This is a genomic window from Bordetella genomosp. 1 (assembly GCF_002261335.1).
Lineage (GTDB): Bacteria > Pseudomonadota > Gammaproteobacteria > Burkholderiales > Burkholderiaceae_B > Bordetella.
The window spans coordinates 506,401-528,905 of sequence record NZ_NEVL01000002.1; the positions used below are offsets into that span (position 1 = coordinate 506,401).

Sequence of the window (22,505 nt, forward strand, 5' to 3'; positions counted from 1 at the left end):
GGGGGGTGTCGCCCTGTTACGAGACATGGCCGGCACACCTGCCGTGACAGGTAAATCCCCGTCGAAACGGGGAGGCAACGCCAGGACCCCGGGGACCGGCGCGCTAAAATGCCTGCCACTTTAGCGCACCCACCGCCTCGATGCTGGACCTCAACATTTCGGAATTTTTCGCCGACGACGGCCCGCTGGCCCAAGCCATGCCGGGATACCGTGCCCGGCCGGCCCAGGTCGCCCTGGCCCAGGCCATTGAAGAGGCCATCGTCGATCGCGCCACGCTGGTGGCCGAGGCCGGCACCGGCACGGGCAAGACCTGGGCCTATCTCGTGCCTGCGTTCGTGCAGGGCGGCAAGGTGCTGATCTCCACCGGCACCCGCACGCTGCAGGACCAGCTCTATGCCCGCGACCTGCCGCGCGTGCGGGCCGCGCTCACCGCGCCGGTCACGGCCGCCCTGCTCAAGGGCCGCGGCAACTACGTCTGTCATTACCATCTCGATCGCCTGCAGGGCGACGAGCGCGCCCTGAAGTCGCGCACCGAGGTGGCGCAGCTGCGGCAGATCCAGGTGTTCGCGGGCATCACCAAGACGGGTGATCGATCCGACCTGGCGCAGATCCCCGAAGACGCCGAAATCTGGCAGCGCGTGACCTCCACGCGCGAAAACTGTCTCGGCCAGGAGTGCCCGCGCATCCGCGACTGCTTCGTGGTGAAGGCGCGCCGCGCCGCGCAGGAGGCCGACGTGGTCGTGGTCAATCACGCGCTCTTCATGGCCGACCTGGTGCTGCGCGAAGAGGGCGTGACCGACCTGCTGCCCGAGGTCGACACCGTGATCTTCGACGAGGCGCACCAGCTCCCCGACGTGGCCACGCGCTTTCTCGGCAGCAGCGTGTCCACGCACCAGCTGCTCGACTTCGGCCGCACGCTCGAGGCGGCCGGCCTGGCCTATGCGCGCGAGGCCGCCAAGTGGAGCGACGTGAGCCGCACCGTCGAGACGGCGGCGCGCGAGCTGCGGCTGGTGTGCGCCCCGCTCGAAAAAATGCCCGGCCGCAAGGCCACCTTCGAGGCCATTCCCAATGCGGAGGAGTTCGACGCCGCGCTGGCCCATCTGCGCGAGGTGGTCGACGCGGCCACGCGCGCCCTGACCGGCGTGGCCGAGAAGCATCCCGACCTGATGGCCGCGGCCCGCGCCGGCGCGGCGCTGTCGCTGCGGCTGTCGCGCTGGGCGCAGCCGGGCCGCCAGGGCCAGGCGCAGGGGGCCGACGACGACGCGGGCTTCGGCCAGGACATCAACCTGCCCGCCGATGCCTCGCCCGAGGTGGCCACGGCGTTCGCGGCGCTGGCCGAAGAGGCGCAACACAGCTGGAGCGGCCCGGCCGTGCGCTGGGTCGAGCAGGGCCAGCATCACGTGCGGCTGCACGCCGCGCCGCTGTCGGTGGCCAAGGCCTTCTCGCGCTACCGCAAGGGTGGGCAGGCCTGGATCATGACGTCGGCCACGTTGTCGGTGCAGGGCGATTTCCAGCACTTCCTGCGCCAGCTCGGCCTGGAAGGCGCGCGCACCGGCAAATGGGAGTCGCCCTTCGATTATCCGAACCAGGGGCTGCTGTTCGTGCCGCGCGACATGCCCGAGCCGCACGCGCCGCAGTTCACGGCCCGCTTCGTCGAGACGCTGCTGCCGCTGCTCGAGGCCAGCCCCGGCGGCGCGCTGGTGTTGTGCACCACGTTGCGCGCGGTCGAGCGCGTGGCCGACATGCTGGCCGACGCCTTCGAGGATGCCGGCCACGACTGGCCGCTGCTGCGCCAGGGGCAATCGACCCGGCGCGATCTATTGGAGCGATTCGCCAAGCTCACCCACCCGGTGCTGGTGGGCAGCGCGAGCTTCTGGGAGGGCATCGACCTGCCGGGCGACATCCTCACGCTGGTGGCGATCGACAAGCTGCCGTTCGCGCCGCCCGACGACCCGGTGATCGAGGCGCGCCTGCGCGCCTGCCGCGCCGAGGGCGGCAATCCGTTTGCCGAGTACCAGTTGCCCGAGGCCGCGATCTCGCTCAAGCAGGGCGCCGGCCGCCTGATCCGCACCGAGTCGGATTGGGGCGTGCTGATGGTGGGCGACGCCCGGTTGGTGGAGAAGCCCTACGGCAAGCGGCTGTGGCGCGGCCTGCCGCCGTTTGCCCGCACCCGCGAGATGAACGAGGCGCTGGCGTTTCTCGCGCGCAAGGCCGAGGGCGACTGACGCCGGGCGCTACTGGCGCCGCTCGATGATCTGGCCGCCGCAGGTCTGGAAGCAGCGGTCGTAGGCGGGCTGGCAGTCGCCTCCGCCGTCGCCCATGCCGCCCATCGGGCCGAAATCGCCCCCGCCGCCGCTGCCGAAGTTCCATGAGCGATGGAACGAAAACCCGTCGCCGCCCCCGCCGAAGCCGCCGCCCCCGCCCCAGTCGCCATTGCGCTCGCGGCATTTCTTGCGGTCGTGGTCGTTGCGCGCCGTGCCCAGGCAGGCGGCCAGCGCGGTGCTGCGCGCGATCTGGTTAGACGAGTTGTTGGTGGCATTGGCCTGGCGCGCGCCCGCCGCGCAGGTCTGGGTGGCCACCTCGCAGGTCGCCACGCACTGGCGGCCCGCGTCGGTGGTGGGCGGCACGTAGTCGTAGCTCACGCAGCCGGCCAGCAGCAGCGGCAGCCAGGTCAGCAGCCGGCGCCAGCGCATGGCGGGCAGGGGAAAGGGGCGGGGAAGCAGGGCCATGTCGAATACCTGGTGAGGAGGGCAACCGCAGAAGGTACCCGCGGTGCGCCCGCCTGCCGCATGCCGACGGCGCCTGCGACGCTGCTATCAGACTGGTCCGACGAAATAGTGGCCGTCCCAATGAAAACGGGGGCAATCCCAAAGGACCGCCCCCGTTTTCAATGCCGGCATGGCCGGGTCGTGCGCGTCAGTCGAACGGATTCCACCAGCGCTTTTCCGCCTTCAGGCCGTCCTTGTTGAACTGGCTGTTGGGGAAGTTCTGGTCGAGCACGCGCTGCGCATCGTCACGCAGCTGCGTCATGTTGAGCTTGTCGTAGGAGCGCACCAGCAGGTAGAGCGCCTCTTCGGTGGCGGGCGCGCCGTCGAAGTCGGTGATCACGGTCTGGGCGCGGCCGGCCGCGGCCACGTAGGCGCCGCGCTCGTAGTAGTAGCGCGCCACATAGACTTCGTTCATCGCGATCGCGTTCACGAGCCAGGTCATGCGCTTCTGCGCATCGGGCGTGTACTTGCTGTCGGGGTAGCGCTTGACCAGGTCGCCGAAGGCGTCATAGGACGCGCGCAGGCCCTTGGGATCGCGCTCGGCGGGATCCTGGCCGGTCAGGTTGCTCATGAAGGCGCTGGCCGGCGTGAAGTTGATCAGACCCTTCAGGTAGAGCACGTAGTCGGTGCCGGGATGGTTCGGGTAGAGCTGCTGGAAGCGGTCGCAGGCGGCGAGCGCCTGTTCGTTTTCGCCGTCTTTCCAGTTGACGTAGGCGAGCTCGATCAGGGCTTGCTGGGCGTAGGTGCCGAACGGATAGCGGCTCTCGATGGCCGTCAGACGTTCACGCGCTTCGTTCCAGTTGCCGGCAGAGACTTCCTCCTTGGCATCCGCGTAGAGTTGCTCGGCACTCCAGCCGGCGGTCTTGTCGTACTTGGTGTCGGCGCCGCCGCAACCCGAGACGAGGAGAACGCCAGCCAGCGCGATTGCCGCGGCAAGGACCGCCCCTTTGCGGGGGGCGGTATCGGTAGGAGCAGCGTGGCGGAGAATCACGAGAGTCGTTTCCTTGGTGTTAGCATGCTGGGCTGATTATATGATTTGTCTCCATGTCCGATACAGCCGTCAGCGCCGAAGCGCTTTCCGACGACGAACCCCAACTGCTCACGGTGCCTGAAAACGTTCGGGCCGACCGCCTGGACAAGGTCCTGGCCGGCCTGCTGCCCGACCATTCCCGCAGCCGCCTGCAGGGCTGGATCGAAGGTGGCCACGTGCTGGTCAATGGCAAGCCGGCCAAGGTGCGCCAGACCGTCGGTCCGGGCGACATCTTCACCGTCTGGGAGCAGGCCTCGCCCGAAAGCCAGGCCTTCGCCCCCGAGCCCGTTGCGTTCGGCGTGGTGGCCGACAGCCCCGACTGGATCGTGGTGGACAAACCTGCGGGCCTGGTGACGCATCCCGGCGCCGGCAACTGGAGCGGCACGCTGCTCAACGGCTTGTTGCATCGCTACCCCGAGCTGGCACGTGTGGCCCGCGCCGGCATCGTACACCGGCTCGACAAGGATACCTCCGGCCTGATGGTGGTCGCCCGCAACGAAATCGCCCAGACTCACCTGGTGCGCCAGCTCCAGGCGCGCAGCATGGGCCGCGAATACCTCGCCCTGCTCAACGGCTGGCTGGCCCAGGGCGGCAAGGTCGACCGCCCGATCGGGCGCGATCCGCGGGTGCCGGTGCGCATGAGCGTCGAGCGTCCGGTCGCCCCCAAGCCCGCCATCACCCATTACCAGCCGCAGCGCCTGGGCACGGCGCCGGCCGGCGAACGCGTCACCGAAGTCGTGTGCCGCCTCGAAACCGGCCGTACCCACCAGATCCGCGTGCACATGGCCAGCCTGGGCCATCCGCTGCTGGCCGACACCGTCTACGGCGGCAAGCCGCTGGGCGGCGCCGCGCGCCAGATGCTGCACGCGCGCGCCCTGCATTTCGACGATCCGGGCGGCGGCGGCGAAGTCAGCTTCAGCGCGCCGGTGCCCGCCGACATGCAGGCGGTACAGGAGACCCTCACATGGAACGCATAGAAGCCGGCCTGCCCGTGGTGGCGGGCGCCGACTGGCACGGCGTGCGCTATTTCTGCACCACCCGCGCGGGCGGCGTGGGGCAGGGGCCGCACGCCTCGCTCAATCTCGGCATCCGCGCCGATGACGACCCGGCCGCCGTGGCGGAAAACCGCCGTCGCGTGCGCGCCGCCGTGGCCGGCGAGCCGCGCTGGCTGCGCCAGGTGCATGGCGCCGACGTGCACGACGCCGACCTGCCGGCGCCGGCGGGCGAGATCGCCGCCGACGCCAGCGTCACCACCACCCCCGGCCAGGTGCTGGCCGTGATGGTGGCCGACTGCCTGCCGGTCGTGATCGCGGACGCCGCGGGCACGGTGCTGGGCGCGGCGCACGCCGGCTGGCGTGGCCTGGCGGGCGGCGTGCTCGAAAATACCCTGGCCGCGATGGCGGCCAAGGCGCCGGCCGCGACCGGCCTGCGCGCCTGGGTCGGTCCCGGCATCGGCGCGGCCCACTTCGAGGTGGGCGGCGACGTGCTCGAGGCCTTCGCGGCCGATGGCGAGGACGCACGCGCCTGCTTCGTGCCGCGCGCGGGCGTGCCCGGCAAGTGGCTCGCCGATCTGCCGGCGCTGGCACGCCTGCGCCTGCAGCGCGCAGGCGTGGCGCAGGTCGAGTTGAGCGGGCTGTGCACGGTGAGCGATGCGAGCCGGTTCTTTTCGTATCGGCGCGACCGGGTCACCGGCCGCATGGCCCTGCTGGCCTGGTTGCAGCCGGCCTGAGCGGCGCGCGAGGCGGCGCAGCAATTTGCCGGAAGACCATCGGGTCGCTAGCGCCCGGCGGGTCGTTCCGGATGCATTATCCTAGGTATACCCGCATTGACAGCGTTTGACGCTGCCATGCACCATCGATTCGCGCAGTTCCGATAACAAGGTGTCGAAGTGAACGCCCATCTATCCGCTGCATGGCCCCCGGTGAGCGTGGCACCGGACGCTCTGGCAGACATCCAGGCCGAGTTTTCGCGAGAGTGGCTGAGCCTGTGCGAGCAGGCCAAGTCCGGCACGCTGCCGCCCCTGTCCGACCGCCGCTTCGCCGGCGCCGCCTGGGCCCGTACCGGCTCCCACCAGCTCATGGCCCACGCCTACCTGCTGTCGGCCCGCGTGCTCAACCGCATGGTTGACGCCGCGCAGGTCAGCGAGGCGCTGCGCAGCCGCCTGCGCTTCTCCATCATGCAATGGATCGACGCGCTGTCGCCGTCGAATTTCCTGGCGTTCAATCCCGACGCCCAGCAGTCCATCATCGACAGCGCGGGCAAGGTGCTCAACGCCGGGCTGGCCAATCTGCTGGCCGACCTGAAGCGCGGCCGCATCAGCCAGACCGACGAGGCCCAGTTCGAGATCGGGCGCAACGTCGCGGTCACGCCGGGCGCGGTGGTCTACCAGAATCCGTTGATGCAGCTGATCCAGTACGCGCCCACGACCGACAAGGTCCATCGGCGCCCGCTGGTGATCGTGCCGCCCAACATCAACAAGTACTACATCCTCGACCTGCAGCCCGAGAATTCCTTCGTGCGGCACGCGGTCGAGCAGGGCCATACGGTCTTCATCATCTCGTGGCGCAACCCGCTCGCCTCCGATGCCGACGGCGTCGATGGCGCCACCTGGACCGACTACCTCGACCAGGCCGTGCTGCGCGCGCTCGACGTGGCGCGCGAGATCACCGGCGAAGAACAGGTCAATGCGCTCGGCTTCTGTGTGGGCGGCACCATGCTGGCGTCCGCGCTGGCGCTGGCCGACGCGCGCGGCCAGCGGCCCGTGGCCTCCCTCACGCTGCTGACCTCGCTGCTCGATTTCCACGACACCGGCGTGCTCAAGGTGTTCGTCGACGAGCTGCACGCGCAGTTCCGCGAGCGCCAGTTCGGCAATGGCGGGCTGATGCCCGCGCGCGACCTCGCCACCACCTTCTCGTTCCTGCGCCCCAACGAGCTGGTCTGGAACTACGTCGTCGGCAACTACCTCAAGGGCCAGACGCCGCCGGCCTTCGACCTGCTGTTCTGGAACGCCGACAGCACCAATCTGCCGGGGCCGTTCTTCGCCTGGTACTTCCGCAACACCTATCTCGAAAACAACCTCAAGGTGCCCGGCCTGGCGCAGGCCGCCGACACGCCGATCGACCTGACCCGCCTCGACATGCCGGCCTATCTGTTCGGCTCGCGCGAGGATCACATCGTGCCGTGGGTGTCGGCCTACGCGTCCACGCAGTTGCTGCGCGGATCGCGCCGCTTCGTGCTGGGCGCGTCGGGCCACATCGCCGGCGTCATCAATCCGCCGGCCAAGAAAAAACGCAGCTACTGGGTCGGCCCCGAAAGCGACGACCTGCCCGGCGATCCCAACGCCTGGCTGGCGCAGGCCCAGGAGCAGCCCGGCAGCTGGTGGCCCGACTGGGCCGACTGGCTGGGCAGTCACGCCGGCCCCAAGGTGGCCGCGCGCCGCCAGCTCGGCAACAAACGCTATACCCCGCTCGAAGCCGCACCGGGCAGCTACGTGAAGGTGCGGGCAGTCTAGCAATGCACTACCGGGCGCGCGCCAGACGCGGCCCGGCGTTTCATCCATCAACATGCGTGCGTCACCCAAGGAGGGTTTCAAATGAGCGGAAAACTGGCATATGTGACGGGCGGTATGGGCGGCATCGGAACGGCGATCTGCCAACGGCTGGCCAAGGACGGTTTCCGCGTCGTGGCGGGCTGCGGTCCCAGCCGTAACTACCAACAATGGATCGACGAGCAGGCCGCCCAGGGCTACACCTTCTACGCGTCGGTCGGCAACGTCTCCGACTGGGACTCCACCGTGGAGGCGTTCGACAAGATCAAGGCCGACCACGGCGAGGTCGACGTGCTGGTCAACAACGCGGGCATCACGCGCGACGGCCTGTTCCGCAAGATGTCGGTCGACGACTGGCGCGCGGTGATTGACACCAACCTCAACAGCCTCTTCAACGTCACCAAGCAAGTGGTCGACGGCATGGTCGAACGCCAGTTCGGCCGCATCGTCAATATCAGCTCGGTCAATGGCCAGAAGGGGCAGTTCGGCCAGACCAACTACTCCACCGCCAAGGCCGGCATCCACGGCTTCACCATGGCGCTGGCGCAGGAGCTCGCCAGCAAGGGCGTGACAGTCAACACGATCTCGCCGGGCTACATCGGCACGGACATGGTCCGCGCGATCCGCCCCGACGTGCTCGAGAAGATCGTCGCCACCATCCCGGTGCGCCGCCTCGGCACGCCGGAAGAGATCGCCTCCATGACCTCGTGGCTGGCGGGCGAGGAATCGGGTTTCGCCACGGGCGCGGATTTTTCGCTCAACGGCGGCCTGCACATGGGTTGAGCGGGTCAGGTCCGGCAACACACAGGAGACGCCGGGCGCGTCCGCTTGCAGCGGCCGCCCGGCATTGCACGTAAAATCATTCAAAGTTAAAGAGATCTCCCGATCTCGGGGACAACCATGACGCAAGCTCAGACTGGCGCCGCCCAGCGCCTGATCAAGAAGTACCCGAACCGCCGCTTGTACGACACGCAGACCAGCACCTACATCACGCTGGCCGACGTCAAGCAGCTGGTGCTCGCCAATGAGGAATTCCAGGTCGTCGATGCCAAGAGCGGCGAGGAGCTCACGCGCAGCATCCTGCTGCAGATCATTCTCGAAGAAGAGAGCGGCGGCATGCCGATGTTCTCGTCGAACATGCTGTCGCAGATCATCCGCTTCTACGGCCACGCCATGCAGGGCATCATGGGTTCCTACCTGGAGAAGAACATCCAGGCGTTCATGGAGATCCAGCAGCGCATGGCCGAGCAGTCGAAGGGCGTGTATGGCAGCCAGTTCGGCCCCGAGGCCTGGACGCAGTTCATGAACGTGCAGACGCCGATGCTGCAGAAGATGATGAACAACTACATCGACCAGTCGAAGAATCTGTTCGTGCAGATGCAGGACCAGATGCAAGACCAGACGCGCGCGATGTTCTCGACCTTCCCGTTCCCGCCGGGCACCACGCCCCCGGGGGGCGGCGGCCGCAAGTAAGCGCGCCGATCCGTCGCTGAATTCGTTCCGGGGCCGCACACGCGGCCCCGTTTCATTGGGATCTCGGACCCCCGCCATAGGGCAGCTTAAGGTTGATGTCAGGGCGCCAAAGCTACATTAATGAAAACAGTTCTTGTTTATGAATCTTCGGAACTGCCCCCTGTCACTCAAGGATCCCCTGATGATGAAAAAAGCCCTAGTACTGGCCCTGGCCGGGATGACATTCTCCGCCGGCGCGCTGGCTGCTGAATACCCGATCGGCAAGCCTGTCGAAAAGGGCGGCATGGAAATCGGTGCCGTCTATCTCCAGCCCATCGAAATGGACCCGCCGGGCATGATGCGCCCGGCCAAGGATTCCGACGTCCACCTCGAAGCCGACATCCACGCCACCGCCGGCAACCCCACCGGTTTCCCCGAAGGCGAATGGATGCCCTATCTGGTCGTCAAGTACGAGATCCAGAAGATCGGCAGCGACAAGGTGCAGAAGGGCACGTTCATGCCCATGGTCGCCAACGACGGTCCGCACTACGGTGAAAACGTCAAGCTCGACGGCCCCGGCAAGTACAAGCTGAAGTATTCGATCCTGCCCCCCACCGCCGACAAGATGAGCCACTTCGGCCGTCACGTCGACAAGGAAACCGGCGTGGGCCCGTGGTTCGAGCCCTTCGACATCGACTATGAATTCGTCTTCGCCGGCACCGGCAAGAAGGGCGGGTACTGATCGTGCGAGCACTGTGGGCAGGTCTTTCCGCGTGCCTGGTCGCCATTGCGCTTGCGTGGCCGTACGCCGCGCAGGCGGACGAGCTGCCCACGTTCACGCTCACGTTCAAGCCCGACGGCACCTTCGAGCCCGCACGGCTCGAGGTGCCCGCCGGGCGTTTCAAGATCGAGCTCATCAACGAGAGCAATGCCCCCGTCGAGTTCGAGAGCATTCCGCTGCGCAAGGAAAAGGTGCTGGGCCCCGGCGTCAAGTCGTTCGTGGTCATCACCATCTCCCGGCCCGGCGAGTATCCGTTCTTCGATGACTTCCACCAGGACGTGAAAGGCACGCTGGTGGTCAAGCCCAAAGACTGAACGCGAGAGTAGTCATGGAACAGGTTCTTTTCATTGTCTGGCGCGAGAGCGTCGAAGCGTTGCTGGTGGTGGGGATTCTCTACACCTGGCTGCGCGCCGCGCCGCAGGGGCGCCGTGGCATGCCCTATCTGTGGGGCGGCGTCGTTGCCGGCCTCGCGCTGGCGTTCGCGCTCGCGCTGGTGCTGCTGGGCGTATCCGAATGGCTCACCGACGAAGGCCAGGAGTGGTTCCAGGCCGGCATGTCGCTGGTGGCCTGCGCGCTCGTCGTGCAGATGGTGGTCTGGATGAAGCGCCACGGCCGCACGCTCAAGCGCGAGCTCGAGGGCGGCGCCCAGGACTCGCTCACCCACGACAACTGGTGGGGCCTGTTCATCCTGGTCATGATCGCCGTGGCGCGCGAAGGCAGTGAAACCGTGGTGTTCCTCTACGGCACCGTGGCCGCGGCCCAGGAGCAGGGCGGCATGCTGTCGCTCACGCTGGCCGGCCTGGGCGGTTTCGTCGTCGCGCTGTTCACGTTCTGGCTGTTGCAGCTGGGCGGCAAGCTCATCACGTGGCGCCGCTTCTTCCTGGTCACCGAGATCCTGTTGCTGCTGCTGGCCGGCGCGCTGTTGATCGGCGGCCTGGATCGCCTGATTTCGCTGGGCGTGGTGCCGCCGCTACTCGATCCGGTCTGGGACTCGTCGTGGCTTCTCGACGACAGCAGCGGCATCGGCAAGCTGCTGGCCGACTTTGCGGGTTATCGTGCTTTCCCGGCACTGACCTCGGTGCTGGTCTGGGTGGCCTACTGGCTGGTGGTGTGGCTGTTGCTGGGCCGCGCCAACCGGGCGGCCGCCCGGCCCCAGCCGCGGCCCGCTTCCTGATCCGGTCGGGAGTTCCGACACCGGCGTGGTTTTTTAAGGTTTCAACATGGCAGCTGTGCTCGGGCGGGCGACCGCCCGCTTTGCCGACTTCCTCCGCGACCATGCCCCATTGCTGCGCAAGCTGCAGTGGGGGATCGTCGCGGTTTACGCTTTTCTGCTCATCGTGCCGGCCTGTCTGCCGTTGCCCGACAACGCGGCCTCGGTGGTCAACAACCTGACCATCGTCGCGCAGTTCGCGTTCTGGGGCGTGTGGTGGCCGTTCGTGCTGGTGTCGATGCCGATTCTCGGCCGGGCCTGGTGCGGCTGGCTCTGTCCGGAGGGCATGCTCACCGAATGGGCGAGCGAGCGCGGCCAGGGCAAGGCGATCCCGAAGTGGATGCGCTGGGGCGGCTGGCCCTTTGTCGCGTTCGCCCTCACCACGGTCTACGGCCAGCTGGTGAGCGTGTACCAGTACCCGCTGGCGGTGCTGGCCGTGCTGGGCGGCTCCACGGTGGCGGCCATGCTGGTGGGCTATCGCTACGGCCGCAGCAAGCGCGTCTGGTGCAAATACCTGTGCCCGGTCAACGGCGTGTTCAACCTGCTGGCCAAGCTCGCCCCCTGGCACTTCAAGGTCAACGAAGACACCTGGCGCCATCCGGTGATCCGGATCGAGCCGGTCAACTGTGCGCCGCTGGTGCCGCTGCGCCACATGAAGGGCGCGGGCGACTGCCACGTCTGTGGCCGCTGCAGCGACTATCGCGGCGCCATCCAGCTCACGCCGCGCTCGCCCGAAGAAGAGATCGTGCACGTGGCCCAGGGCGACAACTGGCAGACCGCGCTGATCCTGTTCGGCCTGATGGGCATCGCCATCGGCGCGTTCCTGTGGAGCGCGAGCCCCTGGTACGTCACGCTCAAGCAGTGGGCCGCCACCTGGCTGGTCGAAAACGACATCATGTGGCCGCTCGCCGACAACGCGCCGTGGTTCATCCTGACCCACTACCCCGAGGTCAACGACAGCTTCTCGTGGCTCGACGGCGGCGCGATCCTGGCTTTCTGCGCCGGCAGCCTCGTCTGTGTCGGTGGCGTGGCCTGGCTGGCGCTGTGGCTGGCCGATCGCATCGCGCCGCTCACCGGCGCCGTGGTGGCACCGGGCGATGCCGAGCATCCCGACCACATCGCCCATGGCCGCCTGGCCGGGCTCAACAAGCTGGCCCAGGCCTACATCCCGACCGCCGGCGTAGGCGTGTTCCTCGGCCTGTCGGCCACCACGCTCACGCTGCTGCAGCACGAAGGCGTGCGCACGGGCTGGGCCACGCCGGTGCGCATGACGCTGCTGTCGCTGGCGGTGGCCTGGACGCTGCGCCTGCTGTGGCGCGTGCTGCACCAGCGCAGCCACGGCCCGGTGCGCCGCATTGCCGCCTGGATCGTCGCCGCTGCCGGCCTCGCGCCGTTCTGCCTGGCCTGGTATCTGTTCTTCATCGCGTGGTGAGCCCGCGGCGCCGCGGATGCGATACGGGCCACCCCGCTGCGGGTGGCCTGTTTTTTCAGGCATGCTGTATCGGTGCTTTTTCGCGCGACTGTCTCTTTCGACCGCGCGCCGCCCGTCGGTATAGTGGCCGCTCGAATCCGTGCCGTATCCAAGGACAGCCATGAAGACCTACCGCTACCGCCTGCTCAATGTTTTTGCCGAGTCCACTTTCGGGGGCAACCCCCTGTGCGTGTTCGAAGACGCGCGCGGCATGGACGACGCCACCATGCAGGCGCTCGCGTTGCAGTTCAATCTTTCCGAGACCACCTTCGTGCTGCCGGCCGAAGACGGCGCCGACGCCCGCGTGCGCATCTTCACGCCCGGCTACGAAATGCGCTTCGCCGGCCATCCCACGCTCGGCACCGCCCACGTGGTGCGCGCGCTGCTCAACCGCGGCGACGCCGTGAAGCTGTCGTTTCCGGCCGGCATCGTCGACGTGCAGGCGCAGGGCGACACCTGGACCCTGACCGCGCCCACGCAGGGCGCGCCGCGCACGGCCGCCGCCAAGCTGGCCCCGGCCGTGATCGCATCGCACCTGGGCCTGCGCGAAGACGACCTGCTCGACGCGCCGTCGTGGGTCGACACCGGCGCCGACCAGCTGCTGGTGCCGGTGCGCAGCCTCGACGCCGTGTTGCGCGCGCAACCGGACAGCGGCCGCCTCGAGGAATGGGAGCTCTCCAGCCTGGGCCGCCGCACGGCCTATGTGTTCGCCTTCGACGACGCGACGGCGGGCGCGGGCGCCGGTGCGCGCCGCGCCGTGACCGCGCGCTACTTCTTCGCCAAGGCCGGCGGCGGCGTGGCCGAGGATCCGGGCACGGGTTCGGCCTGCGCCAATCTCGGCGGCTGGCTCATCGCGCGCGGCGAGTCGCCCGCGCAGGTGCGGGTCAGCCAGGGCGACCAGGTGCAGCGCCCGTGCCGATTGCTGCTCGACGTGTCCGCCGACGGCGCGATCCGCGTGGGCGGCCGCGTGATCGAGCTGGGGCAGGGCGAGGTGCGCCTGCCCTGAGCCGGGCCTAGCGGCCCGGCGGCGCAAGATTCAGTGCGCCGGGCCGAACACCAGTTCGCGGTGCACGGCCATGCCGGCCATCGCGCCATCGGCCACGGCGAACGTGACCGAGCCCGCCGCGCGGGCCACGTCGCCGCAGGCATAGACGCCGGGCACGCTGGTGGCCTTCATGGCGTCGGTGCGCACCGTGGATCCCTGCGGCCATTCGTCGAACGCGCAGCCCAGCTGGGCCGGGATCGGGCTGGCCACCTCGATGCGCGTGGCCGTGAAGATGCCGGCAAACGGCAGGACGCGGCCGTCGCGCAGCACCACGTCGGCATCGCCTTCGATCCGCGCCACCGGGGTGTGCTCGAGCGCCACGCCGCGTGCGGCCAGCTGGCGCAACTGCTCGGCATCGGGGGTGAAGGCGTCGTTCAGCAGCAGCGTGGTGGGGCCCCAGTCGGGCAGCAACAGCGCCTGGTGCATCGCCAGCGCCGAGCTGGCGAACACGGCCAGGCGGCCGCGCTCGCGTTCGTAGCCGTCGCAGTACGGGCACATGAACACGTGGCGGCCCCAGCGTTCGGCCAGGCCGGGCAGCGCGGGCAGGTGGTCGCGCAGGCCGGTGGCGAGGATCAGGTGCCGGCCCTGCGCCATGCCGGCGCCGCCGATGGCCACGCGGAACCCGCCTTCGATGCGCTCGGCCGAATCCGCGGTGCCGTCGATCCAGGTGACCGTGTCGTAGGCCTGGACCTGGGCGCGGCCGATGGCCGCGATTTCCGCGGGCGGCTCGCCGTCGCGGGTGAGAAAGCCATGGGAGTGGGCGGCGCTGCGGTTGCGGCGCACGCCGGCGTCGACCACCAGCACGCGGCGGCGCGCGCGGGCCAGTTGCAGGGCGGCGGCCAGGCCGGCATAGCTGCCGCCGATGATGATGGCGTCATGGAACATGGGGATTCTCCTTCTTGGGCGGCAAGGGGCGCGCCGCATTACGAAACTTTTGAAGTTACATGATAGGGCGTGCATGGCCTTTCACGCAACTTATAATGTTTCGTATGCACGCCGCCCGGTGTGCCCGCCCTGGAGATCCGATGCGCAGCGATAGCCGCCTGTCCCGCATGCTGCACGTGCTGCTGCACATGGCGCGTCATGACGCGCCCTATACCTCCGAGCAGATCGCCCGCATGCTGCACACCAACCCGGTGGTGGTGCGCCGGACCATGGCCGGGCTGCGGCAGGCCGGGTATGTGCGCTCGGAGAAGGGCCATGGGGGCGGCTGGTCGCTCGCGTGCGACCTGGCGCAGGTGTCGCTGCTCGACATCCACCGCGCCGTGGGCGGGCCACGCCTGTTTGCCATCGGCAACGAGATCGAGAATCCCGAGTGCGGCGTGGAGCAGGTGGTGAACGCCGCGCTGGACGACGCGCTGCGGCAGGCCGAGGCCTTGCTCGTCGAACGGCTGGGCCGCATCGCGCTGTCGGACCTGGCGCGGGATTTCGACGTGCTGTGCCGCGAGCGCGGCTGGGATGCGAAGCTGGCCGCGCAGGCCCAGGCCTGCGAGGAAATGCAGGCGGGCGACGCCTGAAGCCGGGCGGGCGCGGCGGCGAGGCCCACGCGGGGCAAAAAAAACCGGACCACGAGGGTCCGGAAGATTCGCTCACCGCGAGGATGAACGTGGTCACTTGAGAGCAAGCCGTGCAATGCACGGCGGGGCGGCTGCGCCCTTTACTTCTTCGCCTTGGCCGGGTCGACCTTGACGTTGTTCATGACCTGCTTGACGCCTTCCACGCCGCGCGCAACCTTGGCGGCGCGGTCAGCCTGGTCGGCGGTGCCGACCGTACCGGACAGCGTCACGACGCCGTTGTTGGTCTCGGCAGCGACGTCCAGGGCGCTCAGGTCCTTTTCGGCGACGATGGCGGCCTTCACCTTGGTGGTGATGGAGGCGTCGGAAGCGTATTCGCCAACCGACTGCTTGGGCTTCTCGTCGGCAGCGTAGGCCGAGGTACCGAGGACGGCGGTGGTGCCCAGGGCAAGGGCGGCGATCAGTTTGCGAGTATTCATGGCAGACTCCAAATGCGGTTGTGAGTTGTGGTTCTGGAACGTGCGCGCTCTGGGCGCTGGGCCTGGCATCGAGCGCCGGCCCGATCCGGGGGGCGGCTCCGTCCGCGCCGGGGTTGGCCCCCGGGGTGGGTGCGGTCGGAGCACAGAATCAGACCGGCGCCCGATGCCACGCCCGGGACTACCTCTTGCGCAGCGCGCCGCTCAGGATCGAAAGCAGGGCCAGGACCAGGAACACGAAGAACAGGACCTTGGCAATGCCGGCGGCGCCGGCTGCGATGCCGCCAAAGCCGAGCACTGCGGCGATGATGGCGATCACGAAGAAGACAGCTGCGTAGTACAGCATGGTGATTCTCCTCGGAAGTTTTCCCGATGCGATCGGGGGGCGGACTCGTTACAGCAAGGGGCGTGCCCGTCGGGCCCGCCCCCACTGGCATCAGCGGTTGCGGTCGAAGAAGTCGTCGACTTCCTTCTTGGCTTCTTCCTTGGTCTTGCCGTAGCGTTCCTGGATCAGGCCCGCCAGGCGTTCGGCGTTGCCTTCGGTACGCGTCAATTCGTCGTCGGTCAGGTCGCCCCAGGCGGCCTTGGCCTTACCGGTCATTTGCTTCCACTTGCCCGCGATGATGTCGTTGTTCATCTGCCTCTCCTTGCATTGCTGTCGGGGCCGGGTGCCCTGGCCTGGGCTTCCGGTTCCCCGGGATGTGGGGTTGCTGATCAGCACGTCTTCACCGTACGGGTGCCCGGCTGGGCCTGTCAAAGCCGGCGTGTGGGGAAATGTAAATCCCCCCCTCAGCAACGCTTCCCACGTTCGCAAGCAGCGTGCCCGGGCCGGCGGATGCAGAGCGGCGCATCCCCAGCAAACCCAGTCGGCGCGCGGTTTTTACAGGGAATCGGTAAAAAAAAGGGATGGACCTGGTCCACCCATTTTTTACATTTTGAGCATCAATTGGCCCGTTTTGAGCCCGCCATGCGACCGGATGTAACGGCTAAATCATGCGTTTGAGGGTGTCGTCGCGCTTGACGTAGTGGTGCCAGAGGGCGGCCAGCGCGTGCAGGCCGATCACGAAATAGAAGGCGTTGCCCAGCAGTTCGTGCGCCTCCTTCACGGCCGGGCGCAGGCCCGGGTTCGGCCCGACGACCGCGAACGACCAGTCCAGCCCGATCAGCGTCACGGGGCGGCCATTGAGGTTGAGCAGCAGGATGCCGAGGATGGGCTGGGCCAGGATGAAGACATAGAGCGCCACGTGTGCCGCGCGCGCCAGACAGGTCTGCAGCGCGGGGCCCGGCACCGGCGCAGGGGCGGCGTGGGTGGCGCGCCAGCCGATGCGCACGATGGACAGCAGCAGCACCAGCACGCCGGCCCAGAGGTGGATGCCGGTCCAGAACGCGCGCTCGGGCGCGCCGCGCGGACCGCGGAACTCGATGGCGAAATAGGCGAGGGCGACCAGCAGGAAAATGAGCCAGTGCAGGCCGACGGCGGGGCGCGAGTAGCGCTGCGGCGGGGGAACGGCGGACATCGGAACTCCTCGGGAACGACGGCTTTACGGCAAATCGCCAAAACACCACCGTCAAAGGGTCTGATACTAGCCGCTCCCCCATGACGCGAAGCTGGCAGCGGGCTGTCGATCCGAACAGGTCAGGCGCCGGCAGCGCACCGCACCGGGCCGGCGTGCCGGGTTTCCCACCCCTGCGGCCGATGTGCCCGGCCCGCAAGCCCAAAGCACGCCCGCGGGGCCGCGCGGGCGGATCCGACCCGGTCGCGCGGCGGGCGTGCTGCCGCCGCGCGACCGGGGGGTCAGTTGCCCGCCACGCGGGCCGCGATGTGGGCCAGCGCTTCCTCGACCTGGTCGACCAGGATCAGGCACAGATCGCCCGGGTTGAGGCGGGCGAGGGCACGATCGATGGCGATGAACTCGCCGCGGATCTCCTCGATGTGCGAAGCCCGCTTGGCGTTGTTCAGGCCCTGGCGCAGCAGCGCCAGCACCTCGCCGTCGGAACGGCCGCGCTGGCACTGGTCTTCGTAGAGGATCACGTCGTCGAACACGTCGCCCAGGATCTCGGTCTGGCGCGTCAGGTCTTCGTCGCGGCGGTCGCCCGCGCCGCTGATGACCACGCTCAGGCGCTTGGCCGGCATGGCCTGCACCGCCTGCACCAGCGCGAGAATCGCGTCCGGGTTGTGGCCGTAGTCGGCGATCAGCGTGGCGCCCTTGTAGTCGAACACGTTGAAGCGGCCGGGCGCGGTGGCGGCGTCGTTGACGAAGCTGGCCAGGCCGGTGCGCACCACCTGCCAGTCCAGGCCCAGGGCCCAGGCGGCGGCCACGCAGGCCATGGCGTTCTCGACCTGGAACGTGATGGCGCCGTTGCGGGTGAGGGGGATCGCGGCCAGCGGCAGGCTGACTTCCTGCGTGCCCTGGGCGGCCACGATGTTGCCGCCGTCGCGATACACCACCCGCTTGCCCTGCGCGCGGTGGGTGGCGATGAGCGGGTGATTGCGATCCTGGGCGAAGTAGGTGACCTCGCCCGGGCAGGCGCTGGCCATCTCGGCCACGATCGGGTCGGCGGCGTTGAGCACGGCCATGCCGGTGCTCTTCACGTATTGCACGATCACGCGCTTGACCACGGCCAGGTCCTCGACCGTGCTGATGTAGCCCAGGCCCAGGTGATCGCCCGCGCCGATGTTGGTCACGATGGCCACGTCGCAGCGGTCGAAGGCCAGGCCCTCGCGCAGGATGCCGCCGCGGGCGGTCTCGAACACGGCCGCGTCCACCTCGGGATGGAGCAGGATGCGGCGCGCGCTGCGCGGGCCGCTGCAATCGCCGGTGTCGATGCGGCGCTTGCCCACATACACGCCGTCGGAATTGGTCATGCCGACGTTGTTGCCGGCGCAGGCCAGCAGGTGCGCGCTCAGGCGCACCGTGGTGGTCTTGCCGTTGGTGCCGGCCACGGCGATCACGGGAATGCGGGCGTCTTCGCCGTCCTGGAACATCTGGCCGATGATGGCTTCGCCCACCGCGCGGCCCTTGCCGAACGAGGGGTTCAGGTGCATGCGCAGGCCCGGCGCGGCGTTGACCTCGACCACGCCGCCATGCTGCTCTTCCATCGGCAGATGCACGGTCTCGGCGACCACGTCCACGCCGCAGATGTCGAGGCCGATCATGCGGGCGGCGGTGATGGCGCGCGCGGCCATCTCGGGGTGCACCTCATCGGTGACGTCGGTGGCCGAGCCGCCCGTGCTCAGGTTGGCGTTGTTGCGCAGCACGACCAGGGTGCCGGCCGGCGGCACCGAGTCGGCCTCGTAACCCTGCTTGCGCAGCGTCGCCAGGGCGATGTCGTCGAAGCGGATCTTGGTGAGCGAGGTGGCATGGCCGTCCCCGCGCAGCGGGTCGGCGTTGACCTGCTCGACCAGCTGGCGGATGGTCTGCACGCCGTCGCCCGTGACCTGGGGCGGATCGCGGCGCGCGGCGGCGACCAGCGTGTTGCCGACCACCAGCAGGCGGAAGTCGTGGCCCGGAATGTAGCGCTCGACGATCACCTCGGAGCTGATGTCGGCGGCCGCCTCGAAGGCGGCCAGCACGCGCTCGCGCGTCTCGATGTTGACGGCCACGCCGCGGCCCTGGCTGCCGTCGCGCGGCTTGACCACGACCGGGCCGCCGAGCTCCTGCGCGGCTTCCCACGCGGCTTCGGCGGTGTCGACCGAGCGGCCCAGCGGCACCGGCACGCCGGCCGCGTCGAGCAGCATCTTGGTCAGGTCCTTGTCCTGCGCGATCGATTCGGAGATGGCGCTGGTGCGATCGGTTTCGGCGGCCTGGATGCGGCGCTGGCGCCGGCCCCAGCCGAACTGCACCATGCTGCCTTGCGTGAGGCGATGGTAGGGGATGTTGCGGGCGGTGGCCGCATTCACGATGGATCCGGTGCTGGGCCCGAGGCGCACGTCCTCGTCGAGCTCGCGCAGGCGGCGCAGCGCGTCCGGCACGTCGAACGGCGTGTCGGCCAGGGCGGCGTCGATCAGCTCGCGCGCCAGCGTCATGGCCAGCCGGCCGACCTCTTCCTCGCTGTACTCCACCACGACCTGGAACACGCCGGGTTCGATGGTGGGCGAGGTGCGGCCGAACGTGACCGGACACCCGGCGTAGGCCTGCAGCTGCAGGGCAATGATCTGCAGCACGTGCGCGAGCGAGACCGCGTCGGCGTGGCCCTCGGGCTGCAGCAGCCCGAGCTGGGGGAAGCGGCCGCGCAGCCGCGCTTCGAGTTCGGGGCGTAGGGCCAGCGAGCATTCGTCGTCGGCGCAGGAGGCGACCGCCTCGATGGCCGTGTTGCGGCTCCAGAGATTGGGGCCGCGCAGCGCGCGGATTCGTGAAACTTCCATGGCAGGCGTTCCTGTCGGGAAAGTGCGCCGCTGGTCGCGGCGCTTTATTGGTTGTCAGTCTTGTTGGATCCAGCGGCGCACGAGGTCTATGGTGGGACCGGAGAACGCTTCATCGGATTGCAGCAGTACGAACTCGCCCTGCGCCGGCTGCGTGAGCACCCGGCGGATGGCTTGCGCGTGGTCGGGTTCGTCGACGATCTCGACGGCCCTGCCTCCTTGTTCCAGGCCCTGGCGCAGCAGCGCGCGGGCCTGTCCTGCGGGCCGCTTGCTCTTGACGGTGGCATCGTCGTAGAGCACGACGCGGTCGAATGCCGCGCCGAGCAGGCGGCCCTGCTCGATCAGGTCTTCATCGCGCCGGTCCTGGCCGGCCGAATACACGGCGACGCGCGACTGGCTCGGGAACTGCTCGATCGCGGCCAGCAGCGCGCGCAGCGCCGACGCGTTGTGCACGTCGTCCACCACCACCGACACGCCGTTGCGCTCGAACAGCGTGAACTGCCACGGCGCATCGGCCTGGTCGATGTCGAAGGTCTCGATGCTGGCGCGGATCACGTCGATCGGCACGTCGAGCGCCCAGGCGGTGGCCACGGCGGCCAGCACGTTCTCGACCTGGAACTGCACCCGGCCGCCATGCGTGAGCGGCACCGCGGCGATGTCGGCCAGGCGTTCTTCGGTGCGGCCGCGCGCGAGCACGATGTGGCCGTCGCGCACGAACACGGCGCGCTTGCCCAGCGCCACGTGCGAGGCGAGCGCCGGCACGTTCGGCGTCAGGCCGAAATACATCACCTCGCCATCGCACAGCTCGGCCATTTCGACCACGCGCGGATCGCGCGCGTTGAGCACGCCCACGCCGCCCGGCAGCACCACGTCGATCTGGGTGCGCAGCACGTTGAACAGGCGGTCGGTCTCGTTGATGTCGAAGTCGCCCAGATGATCGCCGTCGTCGATGTTGGTGATCACGCCGACCTGGCAGCGGTCGTAGGCCAGGCCCTGGCCCAGGATCACGCTGCTGTCGTTCTCGATCACGGCCGCGTCGACGGAGCGGTTCATCAGCACCCGGCGGCCGGCCGCCCAGGTGGCGCAATCGCCCTGCTGGACGGCGCGCTTGTTCAGGTACAGGCCTTCGCTGCAGGCCACGCCGGTCTGCTTGCCGGACAGGTGCAGGATGCGGCCCACCAGGCGGGCGACCACGGTCTTGCCGTTGGTGCCGGTGATGCCCACGATGGGGATGCGGCCGTCTTCGCCTTCGGGGAACAGGTGGTCCACGATGGCGCGGCCCACCGGGCGCGCGGTGCCGTCGGCGGGCTTGAGGTGCATCAACAGGCCGGGGCCTGCGTTGACCTCGACGATGGCGCCGCGCTGCTCGTCGAGCGGACGCGAAATGTCTTCGGCCACGAGGTCCACGCCCGCGATGTCCAGGCCCACCACGCGCGCGGCCAGCACCACCAGCGCGGCGGTGTCCGGATGCACGCGGTCGGTCACGTCGAACGCGACGTTGCCGCTGCGCTGGATCAGCACGCGCTGGCCGTCGGCCGGCACGCTGTCGGCGCTGAGGTTCTGGCGCTTGATTTCGAGGCGCGCGGCCGAGTCCAGCCGCACCGGATTGAGCGGATGGTTTTCGGTGCGGCCGCGGCGCGGGTCGGTGTTGATCTGGCTGGCGATCAGGTCTTCGACGGTGTTCTTGCCGTCGCCCGTGATCCAGGCCGGCTCGCCGGCGGCCGCGGCCACCAGCCGGTCGCCCACCACCAGGAGGCGGTGCTCGAGGCCCAGCACGAAGCGCTCGACGATCACGCCGCTGCCTTCCTCCACCGCGACGCCGTAGGCCGATTCGACCTCTTCGCGCGTCATCAGATTGGTGAAGACGCCGCGGCCGTGGTTGCCGTCATAGGGCTTGACGACCACCGGCAGGCCGATGTCCTGCGCGGCCTCCCAGGCGTCTTCGACGGTCTCGACCAGGCGGCCCTCGGGCACCGGCACGCCGCAGGTCGACAGCAGCGACTTGGTGAGATCCTTGTCGCGCGAGATGCCTTCGGCGATCGCGCTGGTGCGGTCGGTCTCGGCGGTCCAGATGCGGCGCTGGCGCGCGCCGTAGCCGAACTGCACCAGATTGCCTTCGAACAGGCGGGTATAGGGAATGTCGCGATCGTCGGCGGCGTCGACGATGCAGGCCGTGCTCGGGCCGAGGCAATGGCGATCGACCAGCGAGCGCAGATCGGAGATCGCCTCGTCCACGTCGAACGGCCGGTCTTCGATGGCGGCCATCACCAGGTCGCGCGCCGAGGCCAGCGCGGCGCGGGTGACCTGCTCGTGCCAGGCGCGCACCACCACCTTGTAGACGCCGACCGTGGAGGTCTCTCGCGCCTTGCCGAAGCCGCCGGGCAGGCCGGCGAGGTTCTGCAGTTCGAGGGTGACGTGTTCGAGGATGTGGCCGGGCCAGGTGCCCTCGCGCAGGCGCTGCAGGAAGCCGCCGCGCACGCCCGGGCTGCAGCGGTGTTCGATCAGGCTGGGCAGCCAGGCGGTGAGCCTTTCGTAGAAACCGGGGATCACGTTGGAGGGGTAATTCTCCAACTCCCCGATGTCGACCCAGGCTTCGAGCACCGGGCGATACGTCCAAATGTTCGGGCCGCGCAGAGCCACGACATCGAGAAATTCAATGTCCTTTTTTTTCATGGAAGCTTGGGGTGCGGTTACACATAGGCGGGGAGGGGTTCCCGGGGCGTGCCGTAAAGCCAGACTGGTGCCGGACGGGGGTGTAGCCTATGTGAGAAGGGTGGCGATTTCCTGCAGTAGAAAATACGAAACTCGGCTGCTACTATACGCCGCCTTTTTGCCCATATAAACTCGC

21 protein-coding genes are annotated in these 22,505 nt (G+C 68.7%); 12 read left to right on the forward strand and 9 right to left on the reverse strand.

Going from position 1 to position 22,505, the window contains the following annotated elements; genetic code table 11:
• Positions 1-140 precede the first annotated feature (140 nt).
• The gene (locus CEG14_RS07485) at positions 141-2,225 is read left to right on the forward strand and encodes an ATP-dependent DNA helicase (RefSeq protein WP_094825724.1); all 2,085 of its coding nucleotides are present in this window, start codon (positions 141-143) and stop codon (positions 2,223-2,225) included.
• Positions 2,226-2,234: 9 nt separating this feature from the next.
• Here CEG14_RS07485 and CEG14_RS07490 read toward each other — a convergent pair whose 3' ends face one another.
• Both CEG14_RS07490 and CEG14_RS07495 read right to left on the reverse strand, forming a co-directional pair.
• Positions 2,235-2,729, reverse strand: coding sequence for a hypothetical protein (locus CEG14_RS07490; RefSeq protein ID WP_094825725.1), 495 nt, complete (start codon positions 2,727-2,729; stop codon positions 2,235-2,237).
• Between the two features lie 187 nt (positions 2,730-2,916).
• On the reverse strand, positions 2,917-3,759 hold the full coding sequence (locus CEG14_RS07495; protein ID WP_176461406.1) for an outer membrane protein assembly factor BamD: 843 nt from the start codon (positions 3,757-3,759) through the stop codon (positions 2,917-2,919).
• Positions 3,760-3,812: 53 nt separating this feature from the next.
• Here CEG14_RS07495 and CEG14_RS07500 point away from each other — a divergent pair, with 53 nt between their 5' ends.
• The 10 genes from CEG14_RS07500 to CEG14_RS07545 all read left to right on the forward strand — a co-directional run bounded on the left by CEG14_RS07500 (position 3,813) and on the right by CEG14_RS07545 (position 13,265).
• The gene (locus CEG14_RS07500) at positions 3,813-4,775 is read left to right on the forward strand and encodes an RluA family pseudouridine synthase (RefSeq protein ID WP_094825726.1); all 963 of its coding nucleotides are present in this window, start codon (positions 3,813-3,815) and stop codon (positions 4,773-4,775) included.
• Positions 4,763-5,527 carry a peptidoglycan editing factor PgeF gene (gene pgeF, locus CEG14_RS07505; protein ID WP_094825727.1) on the forward strand — a complete coding sequence of 255 codons (765 nt, stop codon included), beginning with the start codon at positions 4,763-4,765 and terminating at the stop codon, positions 5,525-5,527. Before CEG14_RS07500 ends, pgeF begins: the two co-directional genes overlap by 13 nt.
• Positions 5,528-5,686: 159 nt before the next feature.
• Positions 5,687-7,309 (forward strand): class I poly(R)-hydroxyalkanoic acid synthase, encoded by a 1,623-nt coding sequence (gene phaC / locus CEG14_RS07510; RefSeq protein ID WP_094825728.1) that lies wholly within the window; start codon positions 5,687-5,689, stop codon positions 7,307-7,309.
• Between the two features lie 81 nt (positions 7,310-7,390).
• Complete coding sequence (gene phbB / locus CEG14_RS07515) at positions 7,391-8,128, forward strand: acetoacetyl-CoA reductase (RefSeq protein ID WP_094825729.1); 738 nt, start codon at positions 7,391-7,393, stop codon at positions 8,126-8,128.
• Between the two features lie 117 nt (positions 8,129-8,245).
• On the forward strand, positions 8,246-8,818 hold the full coding sequence (gene phaR, locus CEG14_RS07520) for a polyhydroxyalkanoate synthesis repressor PhaR (protein WP_094825730.1): 573 nt from the start codon (positions 8,246-8,248) through the stop codon (positions 8,816-8,818).
• Positions 8,819-8,999: 181 nt separating this feature from the next.
• Positions 9,000-9,539, forward strand: a complete 540-nt coding sequence (locus CEG14_RS07525; protein WP_094825731.1) for an iron transporter — start codon at positions 9,000-9,002, stop codon at positions 9,537-9,539.
• A 2-nt stretch (positions 9,540-9,541) separates the two neighbouring features.
• On the forward strand, positions 9,542-9,892 hold the full coding sequence (locus CEG14_RS07530) for a cupredoxin domain-containing protein (protein ID WP_094825732.1): 351 nt from the start codon (positions 9,542-9,544) through the stop codon (positions 9,890-9,892).
• Positions 9,893-9,906: 14 nt separating this feature from the next.
• Entirely contained in the window at positions 9,907-10,752 is an 846-nt protein-coding gene (locus tag CEG14_RS07535; RefSeq protein WP_094825733.1) for an FTR1 family iron permease, read from the forward strand.
• Positions 10,753-10,798: 46 nt separating this feature from the next.
• Positions 10,799-12,220: a 4Fe-4S binding protein gene (locus CEG14_RS07540; RefSeq protein WP_094825734.1), complete on the forward strand. Its 1,422-nt coding sequence runs from the start codon at positions 10,799-10,801 to the stop codon at positions 12,218-12,220.
• 160 nt (positions 12,221-12,380) lie between these two features.
• Positions 12,381-13,265, forward strand: coding sequence for a PhzF family phenazine biosynthesis protein (locus CEG14_RS07545; RefSeq protein ID WP_094825735.1), 885 nt, complete (start codon positions 12,381-12,383; stop codon positions 13,263-13,265).
• A 30-nt stretch (positions 13,266-13,295) separates the two neighbouring features.
• Here CEG14_RS07545 and CEG14_RS07550 read toward each other — a convergent pair whose 3' ends face one another.
• The gene (locus CEG14_RS07550) at positions 13,296-14,189 is read right to left on the reverse strand and encodes an NAD(P)/FAD-dependent oxidoreductase (protein ID WP_094825736.1); all 894 of its coding nucleotides are present in this window, start codon (positions 14,187-14,189) and stop codon (positions 13,296-13,298) included.
• A gap of 140 nt (positions 14,190-14,329) precedes the next feature.
• Here CEG14_RS07550 and CEG14_RS07555 point away from each other — a divergent pair, with 140 nt between their 5' ends.
• Positions 14,330-14,821 (forward strand): Rrf2 family transcriptional regulator, encoded by a 492-nt coding sequence (locus CEG14_RS07555; RefSeq protein WP_094825737.1) that lies wholly within the window; start codon positions 14,330-14,332, stop codon positions 14,819-14,821.
• Between the two features lie 140 nt (positions 14,822-14,961).
• Here CEG14_RS07555 and CEG14_RS07560 read toward each other — a convergent pair whose 3' ends face one another.
• The 6 genes from CEG14_RS07560 to cphA (CEG14_RS07585) form a co-directional block, all read right to left on the reverse strand.
• Positions 14,962-15,297, reverse strand: a complete 336-nt coding sequence (locus CEG14_RS07560; protein WP_094825738.1) for a BON domain-containing protein — start codon at positions 15,295-15,297, stop codon at positions 14,962-14,964.
• 178 nt (positions 15,298-15,475) lie between these two features.
• The gene (locus CEG14_RS07565; protein WP_094825739.1) at positions 15,476-15,640 is read right to left on the reverse strand and encodes a DUF1328 domain-containing protein; all 165 of its coding nucleotides are present in this window, start codon (positions 15,638-15,640) and stop codon (positions 15,476-15,478) included.
• Positions 15,641-15,730: 90 nt separating this feature from the next.
• The gene (locus CEG14_RS07570; RefSeq protein ID WP_094825740.1) at positions 15,731-15,931 is read right to left on the reverse strand and encodes a CsbD family protein; all 201 of its coding nucleotides are present in this window, start codon (positions 15,929-15,931) and stop codon (positions 15,731-15,733) included.
• 349 nt (positions 15,932-16,280) lie between these two features.
• On the reverse strand, positions 16,281-16,811 hold the full coding sequence (locus tag CEG14_RS07575) for a cytochrome b (protein WP_094825741.1): 531 nt from the start codon (positions 16,809-16,811) through the stop codon (positions 16,281-16,283).
• 278 nt (positions 16,812-17,089) lie between these two features.
• Positions 17,090-19,660, reverse strand: a complete 2,571-nt coding sequence (cphA, locus tag CEG14_RS07580; protein ID WP_094825742.1) for a cyanophycin synthetase — start codon at positions 19,658-19,660, stop codon at positions 17,090-17,092.
• Positions 19,661-19,714: 54 nt separating this feature from the next.
• The gene (gene cphA, locus CEG14_RS07585; protein ID WP_094825743.1) at positions 19,715-22,330 is read right to left on the reverse strand and encodes a cyanophycin synthetase; all 2,616 of its coding nucleotides are present in this window, start codon (positions 22,328-22,330) and stop codon (positions 19,715-19,717) included.
• Positions 22,331-22,505: the final 175 nt, after the last annotated feature.